We start from the raw sequence: 16,109 nt of genomic DNA, 5'->3' as shown, positions 1-16,109 counted from the left end.
GTTGGGTGTCCGGTTCGGGACCTCTCAGGCGAACGGTGTTCCTTCGGGCGCTTGGGTTCTCATACGGTCGTGGCCCGCGGGCACCTGTCACCGTGCCGGTCTCGCGGAACGCTGATCGGGTCACATCTGCCGACAGGCGTTCCGCGAGACCGGGGTTCGAGCTGCCTTGATCGCTCGTCCCACTCAGGTGGCCGTCAGGAAAGGCCGCGGGGAAAGGGCGGCAGTACCGGTCCCCTTCGGTTTGAGCTCCCCAACGACCGGCCGCCTTGCCGCTTGCCGAGCAGCCTTTTCGAGGGCAGGGGCATCGTCGGAGTTGCGGTGAGCCGTAGCGGCCAGGCGGTCGGGATCTCCGACGTCTTCGTGCTTGCGAGCGACCCCGACGTGGCCTGACCGGTCCTACCGGACACGATGCACCGCCTGGTCCTCGCCCTGCCTGCGGTCGGCTTTGAGCACGGGCGAGATCCGGCAGCGGCCGTGCGCCAAGGCTTTCAGCGCGCCGCGCCGTTGCGGATTTGGCTGCAGGGAGCGAAGGAGCGGAAGGTCCATGGAGACTTGCTGGGAACGGCCTGAACCCCCGAACGCCGAAAGGGGTGCCGATCACTCTGAAGAAATGTCGGGCGTCACTGCGTGCCTGGCCTTGGAACTGAACCGGAGGCGCCCTTCCAGGCGGGCGCGTCGGAGGGAGCCGCTCGCGCGAGGTCGCCGGACACGGGGCCCGGTCAGGAGGTGCCGCGCAGTCCGGCCTCCTCGGCCGCAGCGGCGGCACGGGTGAAGGGCTCGCCGTGGCCCGGCTTGTTGGCGTTCTCACGCGAGTGTCAACGACCTCATGACTCTACGTCACCACCGAATGTGAGACAGGGCCGAAAACCGCACAGTTCCTGGCGTGGTCCCGTCGTCTCGCATCGATTGCCGAACCTATTGACGCGCGCCGCCGACGAATTTACAGTTCGGTATTGATTGATTTTGGTGACTCGTGTTGGGCGCTTTGGTCGATCAGCTCGGTTCGGCCGAACGTACCCCCAACCCGGGAATCGCTGCCTCGGCTCTCCCGACCGCCATATGGGAGCACTCCCATGAAACCTCTCTTCTGGCACCACCAGCTCGCCCCGACACCCGCGGCCGCCCTGGTACCTCTGACGGTGATCGCATCAGCCGTCGCCGACACCGGCACCTACTGGGCCGAAGGCGGTTCCCTGAGCGGGGTGTTCACGGCGACGGTCGTCCCGGACTGCTCGGCCAGCGGCTGTGTGGCCGGCTTCGACGACCCCACGGACCAGATCGCGATCACCGTGGCGGGCGGTACCGGCGGGCTGTTCGACGTCGCGGGCGTCTACCGCTCACCGTTCGGATCGACACAGACTCGGCTGCTATTGAACGGCACCTTGGTCGGCGGTCTGGAGCTGCCCGGCGCCGAGACCTTCGGCAGTGTCCCGGTCGGACGCATACTGCTGCGGCCCGGCGGCGACATGGTGACCCTACAGAGCAACTGGGGCTGCTGCGAGATCGGCGCGCTACGGCCGACTACCGCCCCGGCATCGCCGCCCGGTGGCTTCCTCACCGACGGCCGGTCCAATTCCCTGGACTTCCTGCGCCGGTTCCATGCCCACCCGCGGGTGGATACGCTCGGCGTGGCCGGCGACCTCAAGCACCGGCCACGCGCCGTCTCGATCCGTACGGTCGGCGACCGCTGCGTCGACGTGGTCGGCGGCAACCGGGCGAACGGCACCCGATCCTCCTCTGGGATCGCATCTGTGGCGGTGTGCGGATCTGGACCGTACGCAGTAACGGCACCCTGCGTGCTGGGCAAGTGCCTCGACATCAAGGTGACCGCGGCGACCGGCCGGGACACCAAGCCGGTACACCCGTGCAGATGTGGGGCTGCTGGGATAGCCCGACGCGGCGCTGGGTCCCGCAGCCTGCGCGATCCGTACTCCGGCCGATGCCCGGACGCCCCGGCCGGCCACACCCGGCCCGGCCCCCGCCTGCAGATCTGCAACCAGCTTCCCTCTCAGGTGTTTCCGCCTTCCCCGAAGCCTGGAGTTCCCATGTCCGACCAGTCCCCGTCCCGGCGCACGCTGCTCCGCACGGTCGCGCTCGGCCTGCCGCTTGCCGCGGCCGGCATTCCGACGAGCAGCGCGCACGCGGCGCCGCTGCCGGACATGACCCGTTCCCTGCACCTCGACAGCACGCCCGACGCCGTGGGTATGTGTTACTCGGTCTGGCTGAACCTGGCCGTCGGGGTAGGGCAACCGATCTACGACAACACCGACCTGCTGGCCGAGGCAGCCCGGACCGGCCAGCCGCCCCGATGGGGCCCCGCGAACTGGTGGCACCACTGGGGCCGCCCGGCCGGCGGCTACTACCGCAGCGACGACCGGGCCGTGTTGGACCGACATTTCCAGCAACTGTCCGACGCCCGCGTTGACTTCATTGTCGTGGACGCCACCAACTGCAGCGGTTACGGCGGGTACGACAACCTGTTCACCCATCCGGTCGACGTCCTGCTGGATCAGATGCGGGTCGCCCGGGGCGCCGGGCGACGGACTCCGCACGTGGTGTTCTGGGTGGGCAGCTGGGCCAACTCCGGGGACGCCTCCGCAGTGGCCCGCTTCGTCTGGGACCGCTGGTACGCCAACCATGCCAACGATCATTTGTTCGCCTTTTATCAGGGCAAGCCGCTGCTGCTGGTGACGGAGGTGGTCCCAGGGCAGCTCGCCGACCGCTTCACGCTGCGCAAGATGTGGGGCCTGCAGGCCAGCCTGCCGCAACGCGAGTGGTCGTTCCTGCAACCGTCTCCTCAGCAGGTCGCCTACGACGGCGGGGCCGCCGAGCAGATCACCGTCAGCGCCGCCCTGCAGCGCAGTTACATGACGGACGCCGGGAGCGCGATCTGGCGTCGCGGTGGGCTGACCTTGCAGGAACAGTGGCGGAGGGCGTTCCAGGTCCGTCCTCGCATCACCGTGCTGACCTGGTGGAACGAGTGGATCGCGCAGCGCTTCCTGGACGGGTCGGGCAACACCCGGTTCGTCGACAACTACCACTCGTCGGCCAGCCGCGATCTGGAGCCGCAGGATCCCGGTCAGTCCGGCGGCAACGGCGACCGCTACTACCGATGGACCCGGCAGTACATCGCCGCCTACAAGGACCATGCCGGCTTCCCGGAAGGGCTCACCGACAGCGGAGGCGGTTGGACTGCCCTGCGAAACCGGCACTCCGGCAAGGTGCTGGACGTCTCGAACATCTCCCAGGACAGCGGGGCGCGGGTCTGGCAGTGGCACGAGACCGGCGGGGCGAACCAGAAATGGCGTTTCGTCGACAACGGGGACGGCTGGTTCCGGCTGCAGGTGCAGCACAGCAGCAAGGTCCTCGCCGTCGCCGGGATGTCGCGCGACAAAGGTGCCTGGATCACCCAGTGGAACGACACCGGAACAACCGACCACCTGTGGCGACGGCTCGACCGCGGCGACGGCTGGTTCGTGCTGCAGAACCGGCACAGCGGCAAGATCCTCGCGGTCGACGGCATGTCGTTGCTGGACGGCGCCCAGACCACGCAGTGGGACGACAACGGCACCCCCGACCACCTGTGGCGCCTCGCATGAACCGCCCCACCCACCGAGAAAGGTCTTCCATGACCAGATTACAGCGATGCCTCCTGGTAATTGCCATGCTGCTCACCGGTAGTCTGTTCGCCGTCTCCAACGCGCCGGACAGCGCCGCGGCAGCTCCGGCGAACACGTTTCGCAACCCGCTGAGTCCGGCACCGGACCCCTATATCACTCATCACAACGGCCGCTACTATGCCGTTGAGACCGGCGGCGACAACACCCTCCGAATGCGCACCGCGGCCAGCCTCGGCGGATTGCTCGCCGCACCCGCAGCCGTCATCTGGACTGAGACCAACACCAACCGCAACCGCAACATCTGGGCGCCGGTCGTCGTCAGCCTCAACGACCGCTGGTACGTGTACTGGACCGGCGACGACGGTGACGTCTTCAAGCACCGCATGCAGGTCCTCGAGTCCGACGGGTTGGTCTCGCAGGGAGCGACCCCGGCCGGCCCGTACCATTACAAGGCCCAGCTGAACGACCCGAGCAGCGGCTACTTCGGCATCGACGGGGTGCCGTTCCTGCACAACGGGTCGCTCTACTTCGTCTGGGCCTCCGGTTACTGCTGCGGCTTCGACCGGCTGCGGCTCGCCCCGATGGCCAACCCGTGGACATTGACCGGCACCAGTTACGAGATGCCCGTCGACATCTGCGACGCCGTCGCCGAGGCACCGGCCACCCTGCACCGCAACGGGCGTACCTTCCTCACCTACTCGGTCTGCGACACCGGTAAGCCCACTTATCAGATGAAGATGCTGTCGATCGGTGACGGTGCCGACCCGATGAACGGCGGCCACTGGCGCAACCACGGCACGGTCTTCGCCAGCAACCCGGCCGCCGGGGCCTACAGCGTCGGCAGCAACGGCTTCTTCACCTCGCCGGACGGCACCCAGGACTGGATCGTCTACCAGGCGAAGAACACCGATGCCGCAGGCGACAACACCTACGCCGGGCGCGACACCCGCGCACAGCGGTTCACCTGGAACGGCGATGGCACACCCAATTTCGGTACGCCGGTGGCCAAGGGCGCCGACCTTGCGCTGCCGTCCGGCGATCCCGGCCCGGCGCCGAAGGTTGTCAACGACACCGACACCCAGGGCAGCGGCGCCGTGACCGGCCCGATCCGCGGCCCCGGCAACACCGGCAAGTGCATCGACGTCAGCGGTGTGGACACCGGAAGTCTCGGCGCGAAGGTGCAGCTCTGGGACTGCCAGAACGCGCAGGATCAGCAATGGACCGTCCAGGGCGACGGCACACTCCGATCGATGGGCCGGTGCATGGACATCGAGGGCTACGGCACCGCCAATTTCTCGAAGGTCCATCTGTGGGACTGCCACGGCGGGGCCAACCAGATCTGGCAGCCGCAGCCGAACGGGGCCTTGCGCAACCCGGCCTCTGGACGTTGCCTCGACCTCAATGCCGGTAACACCACCAACGGGGTGCAACTGCAGCTCTACGACTGCAACAACCAGTGGCCCCAGCAGTGGCAGCTACCGGCCGCCGGCAGCTCGACGGTGTCGTACTCCGCCGGCTGGAGTGCCGGAACAACCTGTGGCACTCAGTGCTACCAGGGCGACGACCACTACACCAACCAGAACGGCGCCACCGCGACGATCACCTTCACCGGAGCTCAAATCGCCCTGCTCGGTGTACGCGACGTCGGCAACGGCATCGCCGCACTGTCAATCGACGGCGGACCGGAGACTACCGTCGACCACTACGGCCCGGTCCGGGACGGAGAAAGAGTCCTCTGGGTCAGCCCGCGGCTGAGCCCCGGCCCGCACACCCTGCGGATCCGCAACACCGGCACCAAACAGCCGGCGTCACAGGCCACCTACATCGGCTTCGACCGCGCCGAGATCTACCCGTAGCCGCAATACCGGGCGCGCCCGCCGGAGGCGGCCCCCGAAAACCGATCACACAAGGAGCACACATGCTCAGCATGCCGCATATCACTCCGCTGCTGCGCGGGTCGGCCGGCGTGGCAGCGCTGGCCCTGCTGATGTCGGTGGGCCTGCAATCCAGCCCGACACCGGCACACGCCGACGCCGACGCCGCAGGGCCGATCCGAGGACCGGGAGCGGCCGGCAAATGCATCGACGTCAGCGGTGACGACGTCGGGCACAACGGCGCGTCTGTACAGCTCTGGGACTGTCTCGACGCCCGCGACCAGATCTGGACGGTGGTGGCCGCCGACAACACCGTCCGCACCCTCGGCAAGTGCATGGACGTCGAGGGTTACGGCACCGCCAACTTCTCGAAGGTCCAGCTGTGGGACTGCCACGGCGGGGCCAACCAGATCTGGCAGCCGCAGCCGAACGGGGCGCTGCGCAACCCGGCCTCCGGACGCTGCCTCGACCTCAATGCCGGCAACACCACCAACGGGGTGCAACTGCAGCTCTACGACTGCAACAACCAGTGGCCCCAACAGTGGCAGATCCCCGGCGGCTCGAGCGGCGGACCGTTCGGCAACACCACGATCCATCCACAGAAGCTGGGAATCTACGCCATCCCCGACCTGTACTACAGCGACTCCAACCGCACGCTGGCGTCGCTGCGCCGGCTGCACGGCATCCTGCCCGACGCGTGGCTTCGATGGGACAACGAGACCGGGCACTGGCGCAACACCCCGGCGGCGGTTCAGGGCTTCATCGCGCAGGCCGACCAGGCCGGCATTCCGATGATCATCGCGGCGTGCTGCGTCGACGGCTACGACAACTGGTGGGCGGGTGGCGGGCGTCAGCCCACCGTCTCGATCACTCAGATCGCCGATGGCCCGTACCTGGCCTTCGCCGACCGGATGCGCCGCACCTATCCGAATGTGCGTTACATCGAGACCATCAACGAACCGGACACGCATTGGTTCGTCGCCGACCCGGACAACGTCGGTGCCTGGAACCACTACATGAATCGGCTGTATGCGGCCGTCGGCAACAACACCGGCATCCTGATGGGGCCGGCCACCGCCTTCCGTAGCTCGCAGATCTGGAACAACACGGTCGCTCGACCAGAGATCCGTCAGGTGTCGTACCACACCTACGGCGGCTGGCAGTCGCTCGGCGACATCCCCGGCAAGGCGGGAACCTGGGTGACCGAGTACGGCGACGACGGTGTTTCCGACGCCGTCGAGCGATCACCTGGCCATGTCCTGACCGACCTGTGGCATGCCGAACGCAGCGGCAAGCTGTCCGGTAGTATCCGGCAGCTGTTCTACGTCGACCTGCAGCACATGGTCACCGCGGACACGCTGGAAGGCGACCACTACGGCTTCTCCGGCCATCTGCGGACCCTGGCCGCCTACCACGCTCTGGGCCGAATCTCGTCCCGGGCCTACCTCGACCCGGCCCACCCCGACTTCGCCGCAGCCGACAACGGCGGCGGCCAGTTCGCGGCGCTGCTGTGGAACAACAGCCCCGGCATCTCGAGTGGGCAGCGCCGAACGGTACCGAATACCAGCCTGCCCGCCGGCGTGCCGCTCAACGTCCTGACGGTCTTCGATCGCCCGTCGCACGCGGCCGAATGCGTCCCCCTGAGCGGACAGAACCGGATCGGTGTGGCGGTGCAGGGCTCCACCGTCACCCTCGACGTCCGCGCGCTCGACCCGAGGGCCGCGGTGCTGGTCAGCACCGCTCCATGCACCGACCTGGCGAGCTGATCATCCACTGTGATGCGCCTGAACTCCCGATACTGCAAAGGCGTTTGGCGTTACTGGTGGCCAGGTTGGTCGTTGGGCTGGTTATGGGTGGGGTACTTGGTGATGTGAGGGCGTGGGCGGCGGGTCTGGGTGAGGTGCATGAGCGGTTCGTGCACCGGTTTGCCCGGTCGGAGCCGCGGGAGTCGGCGCTGGCGTATATGCGGGGGCTCATAGCGCCGTTGGAGCGGAAGCACGGCTGGACGCTCGCGGAGGAGGCTGGGCATGGGAGCCCTGACCGGATGCACCGGCTGCTGAACCGATGTGACTGGGACGCCGATGAGGTACTGGACGACGTGCGTGACTATGTGGTCGAGCATCTGGGTGACCCCGGTGCGGTGCTGATCGTGGACGACACGGGCTTCCTGAAGAAGGGGGTCCGCTCGGCCGGGGTCCAGCGCCAATACTCGGGAACGGCGGGGCGGACAGAGAACTGCCAGGTGGGCGTCTTCCTCGCCTATGCCGGCGAACGCGGCCGCACGTTGATCGACCGGCGTCTGTATCTGCCCACATCATGGACCGATGACCGGCAACGCTGCCGGGCCGCGGGCATCGAGGACGCGGTCGCCTTCGAGACGAAGGTGGCCATCGCCAAGACGATGGTCCGCCGGGCGATCACGGAGAAGATCCCGTTCCGGTGGGTGACGGCGGACGCCGCCTACGGTTTCAGCAAGGGCTGGCGGACCGAGCTCGAGCGGGCTGGCGTCTTCCACGTCATGGCCACCACCCGGCACGACACGGTCGTGACCCGCTGGGCTATGAGGGCTTCCACCTTGATCGTGGACACCGGTTGTCATGCAGCGATGGCCAGCGTAGTGGATCTTTGTTCGAAGGCGACCGGCGCAAGGTAGCCGATGGTGGAGTGCCTGTGCTGGTGGTTGTAGAAGCCGAGCCAGCGGAAGACTGCGAGGCGGGCGGCTCGTGCGGTCGGCCAGCCTCGCCGGCCGGGAAGGATCTCCCGTTCGAGCGAGGCGAAGAACGACTCCGCGGCGGCGTTGTCCGCGGAGGTGCCGACCGCTCCCATGGACCGGCGGATCCCGGCCTGGTGGCAGGCGTCTGCGAATGTCTTCGACCCGTGTTGAGCCCCATGATCGCTGTGGAAGATGACGCCGTCCACCCTGCCGCCGCGCGTGCGGATGGCCGCGTTGAGCGCGTCGGTGACAAGCTCGGCCCGCATGTGGTCGGCCATCGACCAGCCCAGCAGGCGGCGGGAGAACACGTCGAGGACGGTGGCCAGGTACAGGAACTTCCCGCCGGTGATCGGCAGATAGGTGATGTCGCCGACCCAGGCCCGGTCGGGGGCGGCTGCGGTGAAGTTGCGCCGCAGCAGATCGGGCACCGCCTGGGCGGCGGGGACCGTGGTGCGGTTCCGCCGCTTCAGCCTCCGTCCCTGGATACCGTGTTGGCGCATGAGCCGCTCCACACGCTTGCGGTTCACCATCGCACCGCCCTCGCGGAGCTCGGCGGTGATCCGCTTGGCGCCGTACGTCTTCCCGGACTCTGTGTGGATCTTGCGTATGTGCCGGGTGAGCGCGGCGTCGGCGGCCTTCCTCGCGGCCCGCGCCGGGGCGGTCTCCAGCCACTGGTAGAACCCGGACCTCGACAGGTTCAGCACGGTGCACAGCCGCTTCACGCCGAAGGCGCCTTGATGGTCGGCAACGAACCCGAAGCGGCTCACCAGTTCGTCTCGCCCGCAAAATACTTGGCCGCCCGGCGCAGGATGTCACGTTCCATCTCCAGCTCACGGACCTGCTTACGCAAGGCCGCGATCTCCGCGTCCTTCGTGGACTGAGCGACCGCCTCGGGCCGCTCGGCGTTCTCCGCGGTCTTGATCCACTGCCGCAACGTCTCGTGGTTCACGCCCAGCTCGGCGGCAACACGCAAGACGGGCCGACCCGACGAACGGGCCAGGGCCACCGCGTCCGCCCGGAACTCCGCCGAGTACTTGTAGGTCCCCACCTGAGACTCCTCTCTCTGGACTCAAGATCCAGTGTCGAGGTGTCCACGATCAAGGTGGAGGGCCCGCCTTCGTCGCGCCCGGTTGCGCGGACTTCGGCAGGCACTTCGTGACATTCCGGGCCTTGTGGACCCAGCACCTCTGGTGCCGGGCACCGGGGAACACCTGCCGCAGTGCCTTCCACAGGCCCATCGCGCCGTCACCGACGACCAGCTCCGGGTCGCGCATGCCCCGGCGGTGGCAGTCGCGCTGCAGGTCGGCCCACGACTCGGTGCTCTCTCGCGGCCCCTCGGCCAGGGCGATTAGCTCTTTCGTGCCGTCCAGCCGCACCCCGAGCAGCACCAGCACGCAGCTGTGCGCCTGGCCGAGCCGAACCTTGGGGTGCACGCCGGCGGCCCACACGTAGACGAAGTCGCGGTCGGACAGGTCCCGCTGCTGGAAGGCGGCGTGGTCGTCCTGCCACTGCTTCGTCAGCCGGGTCACGGTCGCCGCCGACAGGCCGGCCGTGCCGCCGAGGAACTGCTCCAGCGCGGGCACTAAGTCTCCCGACGACAGTCCATGCAGGTAGAGCAGCGGCAGCACCTCGGAGATCTTCGGGGACTTGTGGCACCACGGCGCCAGGACCTTGGAGGAGAACCGCTTGCGCTCGCCGGTGGCCTCATCCACGCGGCGGTCGTTCACCCGCGGCGCGGTGACCACGACCCGGCGACAACGGCCGCACCGCCGCCCTCTCCGTGTCCGTCATGTCCGATGGATACCGGCGCACCCGCTCCGGATGATCCGCCGCGTTCCCGTACACGTGCGCGAAACAATCACACGATCGGGCACCCGAGTTGAACGAGGTAGGCACGAGCGCGTAGAACTGCGACAACAGGGCCTCCTGGAACTGCTCGGTTCGGTTCGCACCTCCAAGCTCCCAAAGGCCCTGCCTTCATGCACCCGCCACCGGAAGATCACCCCGCCGGGAAACCCGTTCGACTCACACGTTCCATAACCGGTTGAGATACGGCTTCTCACACCAGCCGAGTTCGGACAACAGCTCATCACGACACGTACGCTGTCACTCGTCGCATGAAACCCGGTGTCCACTCCCCGGGATCAACCTCACTGGTTCAGTTGGTCCAGCGCGGTGGGCATGAGGAAGATGCAGGGGCAGGCGCCGACTCACCAAGTCTTCATGGCACTTCGACACTCACATGATCACCGAAATCGTGCCTGCGCTGCGTGCACCCCTGCCCGAACCAGGATGTCCACTCCACCACCGGGCCAACCCGACGTTCCGGACGGAGCTCAATTATGTAAACAGAACCTGACCAACGACCCAGAACTCGGATCGATAGCTCTGGACGTGCGTGATGTCGGCGTGCGAACATACAGTGTTCTAATTTCTGGCGCCAGCAGGGGAGGCGACGGTGCGGAAAAGATTAGGCGTTCTGGCCATAGCACTGGGTTTCGGAGGAGCTGTAGCAGTGGCTCCCACGGCTTCAGCCGAACCGAGCCCACCGGACTGCCCGAGTGGATATTTCTGCGCATGGAGCGGGCCAAACCAGACAGGCCAGCTCGTAGTGAAGACCGCCGGCGACTGGACTGGCACGGAACTCATTCAGTCCATATTCAACAACGGATATCCGTACCCAGGCGCCGATCACGTCGACGTGACTATCAATTACAACGGATATCGCGACACATTCTGCGTTCACCACAACCCGGGGCCGGGGCAGTACAAGGGAAACCATGCATTCTACACCGCTATCATTGCGGTCAAATGGCGCGGCGAGTGCCCCTACCTGCGGAAGCAGTAAATCGAAGCACAGTCAAGCAAGCCCCGGGCCGATCGGCGCCATGGGCGCGGTGGCAGTAGCCCTGTCGGCCGCACTGAAAGCCTAACTGTAGCAATATTGCCGTATTTTTCTAGGATTGCCCTTCGGGGCGCGGAGGCGGGAAAGGCTGCCTGCGACTGTTCTCGCGCCGGATTACCAGCGGATCCTGGGCATGGTGGCGTGCCGGTCGGTCCAGGGGCCGATGCGGGCGAAGGAAATTTCGGTGGTGCCGGGGGCTGGGGTCGACGCCGGCGAAGGTGGAGGGTGTGCGGTCGAAGGCGAGGCGTTTGGGCGGAGCGCGGGTGGTTGCTCCAGGAGGGGTCGGGGATGGTCAATGCCGACCGTGGGCCGGTGGCCGGGCCAGGCGGCGGCTCATGCGCGTGATCATGGACCACTGGATCATCGCCTCGCTGGTGGCCGTCAGGGTTTCGTAGTCGCGGGCCAGACGGAGTGAATGCATCAGCCATGCGAACGCGCGCTCCACCACCCACCTGCGGGGCAGCACCAGAACCCGTTCATGTCGTCGGTGCGTTTGACGACCTCCAAGGCGAGTGCGAGTTTCGCCTTCGCCCAGCTGACAAGGCCACCGGTGTAGCCGCCGTCAGACCAGACCAGGGTGAACTCCCGGTGCAGTGAGAGCAGTCGCCTCGGCAGGGGCATGGCCGCGTCCCGGTCCCCCACGTTCGCGGCAGTCACCGCGACGGCCAGAAGCAGGCCGAGGATGTCGGTCAGGATGTGCCTTTTTCGGCCCGGGACCTTCTTCCCGCCGTCGTACCCGCTCGAGGCAGTCGGCACGGACGCGGCAGCCCTTACCGACTGCGCGTCAATGATCCCCGCCGAAGGCTCCGCCTCCCGGCCCTCGTGCTCACGCCACCGGCGGAAGAAGGCGTAGACCCGGCCTCAGGCAGGGAAGCCCGTGGGCATCGCCCGCCAGGAGATCCCGCCCGCGACCAGGTACCAGATCGCGTCCAGCAGCTTCGGGGGCGCTGCCCTCGGCCTGCCCGCCCTTACCCTCCAGCCAGGCCGGCACCGGCAGCAGCGGCCGCACCGCCGTCCATTCCCCGTCCGTCATATCCGACGGGTACCGACGTACCCGGTCCGGTTGGTCAGCCGCGTTCCCGTACACCTGCGCGAGGCGATCACACGATCGGGCGGCTGAGTTGAGCGAAGGGGGCAAGCGCGTAGAACTGCGACAACAGGGCCTCCTGGAACTGCTCGGTTCGGTTCACAGCTCCGAGCTACCAAGGGGCCCTGCCTTCATGCGCCTACCGTCGGAAGTTCACCCCGGCGGAAAACCGTTCGACTCGCACGTTCCATCATCGGTTGAGATACGGCTTCTCAGCCTGAGCGGCTCGTACATAGTCAGACCTGAGGGCCTGCATGGTTCGAAAGGACGGCGTACGCCCCCCGAGTGCGTACGCCCCCTGCGCTCACGACTGGACACAGGCTCCTTGGCGCCTCGCTGTCGGGGCGTGGGCGAGTTCCGGGGTCGTGCCGTTGGTCGGACCGTGACCGGTTGGGCGGACAGCAGGGGAGGTACAGGCTTCGTGATCCTTGAGGCGTCGCGGTCGGCCAGTGGATGCCCGGGACCCAGACCTCATCATGTCGTGCACGCCGACTACGACGTCACTCGCCTGACCTGGATCCTTAGGGGTCCGCCCGTCGAGCTGATCGGGCGAATCCGCGGCGACCGGGTGATGCACTGTCCGGCGCCCTCGCGCGAGGAGTTCCATTGAGCCCATCCCCGTGGCGGTCATCTGCCCGAACACGGACGGAGTTCCGCCTCAACAAGCCCGAGACCTGGCCTGAACCGGCGATCACCACGGCCACCGAAACTACCCACTACGGAAAGGCTGAAGCCCAGGCGCAGAACCGGATCCACTCGCGGCTGACCCACCGCTCGGCCTGGCTGGCCGGGGCGTGGGCAAGATCCCCGCAGTCGGAAGCGTCACCGCCCGAAAGAGGAGTCTGTCTTGAGGCGCAGCAAGCAGGAGAACGGGGAAGTGCCGGCCGAGGGCGTCGTCCCGCCGACAGGGATATGGCATGCCAGGGCGGGCCTCCACGCTTCCCATCGTGAACCGGCGGGCTACGGCCTCCCTTTACGGGAGCCGAAGGCGCTGCTGTCCTTCGTCGAGCCGGACGGCGTCTCCTCCCGCCGCCCGGGTTGAGGGCGACGGGCGGAGGGACGGTCGACGAGGTCCACCGCCTGGTCCGCCCATCGTCGAGGCCGCACTCCTGGAACCCGACGGGCCCACCGGGGCATTCCTGGACGCCGAGTGCGTCAGCCCCTGGTTGCGATCTCTCGGTTCTGTGTCATGTTGTAGTCGGCGGCTTGCTGCGTTGCGAACGCGGCGACTTCGCCTCCGCTCGGCGAGCAGGCTGAGGGCCTCGGCTGAGGTTACGGTCAACAGGTCCTTCCAGCACGTGGCGGGTGTCTGTCAGCGCCCCTGGATGAGGTCGACGCCGAGCTGATGGAGAAGCCCGACGTTGTCGTACTGGGACCCACTCCTCGGCCAGCCGGCCGTTCTCGTCATAGCGGAAGTGGTTGATCAGTTCGAGTCGCATCAGCTGCCCGGTCGGCGCGATCGTGCCGACCAGGGACGCCTCGAAGGGTGCGGTGAAACACCCCGACATGCAGCGCCCCTGCAGGGTATGCCGGCCTCCCGGTCGAAACCGATGCTCTCCTTCACCAGCGACACCAACCGGGCGTTCTCCGCTTTCGGAATCAGTCGAGCAGTGCGGTTGCTTCGACCTCGACGAGCACATCCGGCTCGAAGAGGTAATCGACCCCGATCAGGGACGCCGGCGGCATGGGAAGCCGAAGGCCGATTTCATCGGCGACAGCTTCCACGCCGGTCATGAATTCACCGATCCTCTCCGGGCTCCACCGGGTCACATAGAACGTCATGCGCAGCACGTCGGCGAACGACGCGCCCGCGCCTGCCAGCCCGACGGAGATGTTGCGCAGGGCCTGGGCGACCTGTCCGGCCAGATCGCCGGGCGCGACCGGAGTCCCGTCGGCCTGGCGGGCGATCTGCCCGCTGACGTGGACGTGCTTCGTCCCCGTGCCCACGGCCACGTGGTGGTACGGGACCGGCTGGAGCATGCCCTCGGGCGTGAAGTGGTGAACAGTCATGGCTGCTTCTCCTCAAAGTAGGTATATAAAAGCTACCTAGTAGCAGGAGGACACTTCAACGAGACCAGGTTTCACCATGGATACCAACGACGAACTCCGCATCGACGCCCCGCACCGCGAACTGCTCGACCAGGTCCTCGACAAGTGGTCGCTCAGCGTCCTCAACGAGCTCTGCGAGCGCCCCTGCCGCTTCAACGAACTGCGCCGAGCCATCCCACAGGTCACACAGAAGTCGCTGACCGCGACACTGCGGCGCCTCGAACGGAACGGCGTGATCGAGCGCGAGGTCCTGCCCACCCGCCCCGTGGCGGTCAGGTACCGGATTACGCCCCTGGGCAAGACACTGCGGCCCCCGATTGACACGCTGCTGGCCTGGGCCACGGAGAACCTGCCCGCCATCGCCCGCGCACGCGCAGCCTTCGACTCAACGGACGAAGAAACAGGTGACTGCTAATCCGGGACGCCGAGAACTCGGTCAGCGGGGTCTCCATTTCAGATGCCAGTTCCTCGTGTCCCGTGACTGTTACTTCTGCGAGGTACGCGAACAAAATCACGAGACACTGGGCCGGAATTAACGGGGGAACTTCTTAGCGGCTCCGGGCGTCTGATCATGAGAAGCGATCACGGGGCGTATACGGGGGTAGTGGGTATGGCGATCACACTGGCCGAGGAGATCATGCTGCTGTCTCTGGACGATGAGTCCGGGTCGGCGAAGCAGCGGCAGGCCGCTGGGTGGGCGGTGTCGGGAGGGATCCTGCTCGAACTGGTTCTGGCCGGGCGGGTGTCCGTTGCAGGCAAGCACCTCGAACTGACCGACACGACGCCGACCGGGGACCAGTTGCTCGACAGGCGGACGGCACTGATCGAGACGTGGCTGCGCGGTCGCAAGAAGCGACGGGTGACGGAGTGGCTGACGAGGGACCAAGCCAAGGCCGTCGGTGCGGCTCTGGAGAGTTTGTGCAGGCGCGGAGTGGTCGTGAAGGAGAAGCACAAGGCACTCGGCGTGTTCCCGATACGGCGCTATCCCGAGGCCGATGGCGCCGTCGAGGCTGAGTTGCGGGAACGGCTCCGCGCCGTCGTACTGGGCGGCGTCGAGCCGGACTCACGGACGGCGGGTCTGATCGCGTTGATCCACTCCGCCAAGCTGCACCGCCTGGCCTTTCCGGACAGCCCGCGCAAGCAGGTCGCCGCGAGGATGGGGGAGGTGGCCGCCGGGCAATGGGCGGCCGAGAGCGTCCGTGCTGCGATCCGCGATATGCAGGCGGCGATGGTCGCGGTCACCGTGGTCACGGTCGCCACGGCTGGGAGTTAGACCATTTTTTTCGGATCATCAGGGGGACCGGATGAGGATGCCTGCGATGTGGAGTCCGGCGAGGTAGATGGTCGCGGTCTTCTCGTAGCGGGTGGCGATGCCGCGCCATTGGTCGGGTCTTCAAGCGGTTGATGCACCGCTCGACGGTGTTGCGCTGTTTGTATGCCTCGCGGTCGAAGGCGGGTGGTCTGCCGCCTCAGTTACCTCGCCGTAGGCGGTGGGCCCGCTGGTTGGCCGGGACCGGGATGACCGCGCGGATACCGCGCTTGCGCAGGTGCTCGCGGATGGTGTGTGAGGAACAGGCATTGTCGGCCAGGACCACAGTGGGCTGGGTGCGGGGCCGCCCCGCTGGCGGGGAACCCGCAGTGGGGGCTCGGCAGATATGAGATACGGCTCGTGCCGCGGCCGAGAGCCGCCAGGAGCATGAACAGCAGCACCAGCAGCCGGGCCCCGGCCAGGGTCTCCAGCCGTGACACGCCACGGACCCGCCCGGCGAAGGACACAGGTGCTGCTTCTGACCGACACCGAAGCCGCCGAAGGGGGCGCCGCCACGGAGATTGAAGAGGACTGACCGACCCGGAGTCGAAC

At 67.1% G+C, this 16,109-nt stretch carries 11 protein-coding genes and 4 pseudogenes; 9 read left to right on the top strand and 6 right to left on the bottom strand.

The window, feature by feature from the left end; genetic code table 11:
* The first annotated feature begins 1,073 nt into the window (after window positions 1–1,073).
* The 4 genes and pseudogenes from Sfulv_RS00430 to Sfulv_RS00415 all read left to right on the top strand — a co-directional run.
* Window positions 1,074–3,599: an RICIN domain-containing protein gene (locus Sfulv_RS00430; protein WP_173310207.1), complete on the top strand. Its 2,526-nt coding sequence runs from the start codon at window positions 1,074–1,076 to the stop codon at window positions 3,597–3,599.
* Complete coding sequence (locus tag Sfulv_RS00425; RefSeq protein ID WP_305961356.1) at window positions 3,596–5,476, top strand: family 43 glycosylhydrolase; 1,881 nt, start codon at window positions 3,596–3,598, stop codon at window positions 5,474–5,476. Before Sfulv_RS00430 ends, Sfulv_RS00425 begins: the two co-directional genes overlap by 4 nt.
* Before the next feature lie 62 nt (window positions 5,477–5,538).
* Window positions 5,539–7,260 carry a ricin-type beta-trefoil lectin domain protein gene (locus tag Sfulv_RS00420; RefSeq protein ID WP_173310203.1) on the top strand — a complete coding sequence of 574 codons (1,722 nt, stop codon included), beginning with the start codon at window positions 5,539–5,541 and terminating at the stop codon, window positions 7,258–7,260.
* An 83-nt stretch (window positions 7,261–7,343) separates the two neighbouring features.
* Window positions 7,344–8,057, top strand: a pseudogene (locus Sfulv_RS00415) (IS701 family transposase); the annotation flags it as partial.
* A gap of 32 nt (window positions 8,058–8,089) precedes the next feature.
* Here Sfulv_RS00415 and Sfulv_RS00410 read toward each other — a convergent pair.
* A protein-coding gene (locus Sfulv_RS00410) for an IS3 family transposase (RefSeq protein WP_173310201.1) occupies window positions 8,090–9,255 on the bottom strand; the annotation gives its coding sequence in 2 pieces (ribosomal slippage) (window positions 8,090–8,991 and window positions 8,991–9,255; 1,167 coding nt in all).
* A gap of 64 nt (window positions 9,256–9,319) precedes the next feature.
* Window positions 9,320–9,955 (bottom strand): annotated as a pseudogene (locus tag Sfulv_RS00405) (IS256 family transposase); the annotation flags it as partial.
* Window positions 9,956–10,665: 710 nt separating this feature from the next.
* Between Sfulv_RS00405 and Sfulv_RS00400 the strand changes: the two are divergent.
* Entirely contained in the window at window positions 10,666–11,055 is a 390-nt protein-coding gene (locus Sfulv_RS00400) for a peptidase inhibitor family I36 protein (protein WP_173310199.1), read from the top strand.
* Window positions 11,056–11,404: 349 nt separating this feature from the next.
* On the opposite strand, the gene Sfulv_RS31360 is transcribed toward Sfulv_RS00400, so the two are convergent.
* Window positions 11,405–11,557, bottom strand: a complete 153-nt coding sequence (locus Sfulv_RS31360; protein ID WP_371874612.1) for a hypothetical protein — start codon at window positions 11,555–11,557, stop codon at window positions 11,405–11,407.
* Window positions 11,533–11,868, bottom strand: coding sequence for a transposase (locus tag Sfulv_RS31355; protein ID WP_371874611.1), 336 nt, complete (start codon window positions 11,866–11,868; stop codon window positions 11,533–11,535). The genes Sfulv_RS31360 and Sfulv_RS31355 overlap by 25 nt, the downstream gene beginning before the upstream one ends.
* 766 nt (window positions 11,869–12,634) lie before the next feature.
* Here Sfulv_RS31355 and Sfulv_RS31090 point away from each other — a divergent pair.
* Window positions 12,635–12,985, top strand: a pseudogene (locus Sfulv_RS31090) (transposase); the annotation flags it as partial.
* Window positions 12,986–13,046: 61 nt separating this feature from the next.
* Window positions 13,047–13,241 carry a hypothetical protein gene (locus Sfulv_RS00390; protein ID WP_173310197.1) on the top strand — a complete coding sequence of 65 codons (195 nt, stop codon included), beginning with the start codon at window positions 13,047–13,049 and terminating at the stop codon, window positions 13,239–13,241.
* A 557-nt stretch (window positions 13,242–13,798) separates the two neighbouring features.
* Here the strand turns inward: Sfulv_RS00390 and Sfulv_RS00385 are convergent.
* A complete protein-coding gene (locus Sfulv_RS00385; protein WP_173310195.1) occupies window positions 13,799–14,209 on the bottom strand; it encodes a RidA family protein in 411 nt (136 codons plus the stop codon).
* A gap of 76 nt (window positions 14,210–14,285) precedes the next feature.
* Here Sfulv_RS00385 and Sfulv_RS00380 point away from each other — a divergent pair, with 76 nt between their 5' ends.
* Complete coding sequence (locus Sfulv_RS00380) at window positions 14,286–14,663, top strand: winged helix-turn-helix transcriptional regulator (protein ID WP_173310193.1); 378 nt, start codon at window positions 14,286–14,288, stop codon at window positions 14,661–14,663.
* Window positions 14,664–14,858: 195 nt separating this feature from the next.
* Complete coding sequence (locus Sfulv_RS00375; RefSeq protein ID WP_173310192.1) at window positions 14,859–15,521, top strand: GOLPH3/VPS74 family protein; 663 nt, start codon at window positions 14,859–14,861, stop codon at window positions 15,519–15,521.
* Window positions 15,522–15,539: 18 nt separating this feature from the next.
* Here the strand turns inward: Sfulv_RS00375 and Sfulv_RS29980 are convergent.
* Window positions 15,540–15,897 (bottom strand): annotated as a pseudogene (locus Sfulv_RS29980) (transposase); the annotation flags it as partial.
* Window positions 15,898–16,109: the final 212 nt, after the last annotated feature.

The sequence above is a fragment of the Streptomyces fulvorobeus genome (genome assembly GCF_013167895.1).
Taxonomy (GTDB): domain Bacteria; phylum Actinomycetota; class Actinomycetes; order Streptomycetales; family Streptomycetaceae; genus Streptomyces; species Streptomyces fulvorobeus.
Note: the sequence above shows the minus strand (reverse complement) of the source record. Positions and strands in the feature narration are given on the sequence as shown.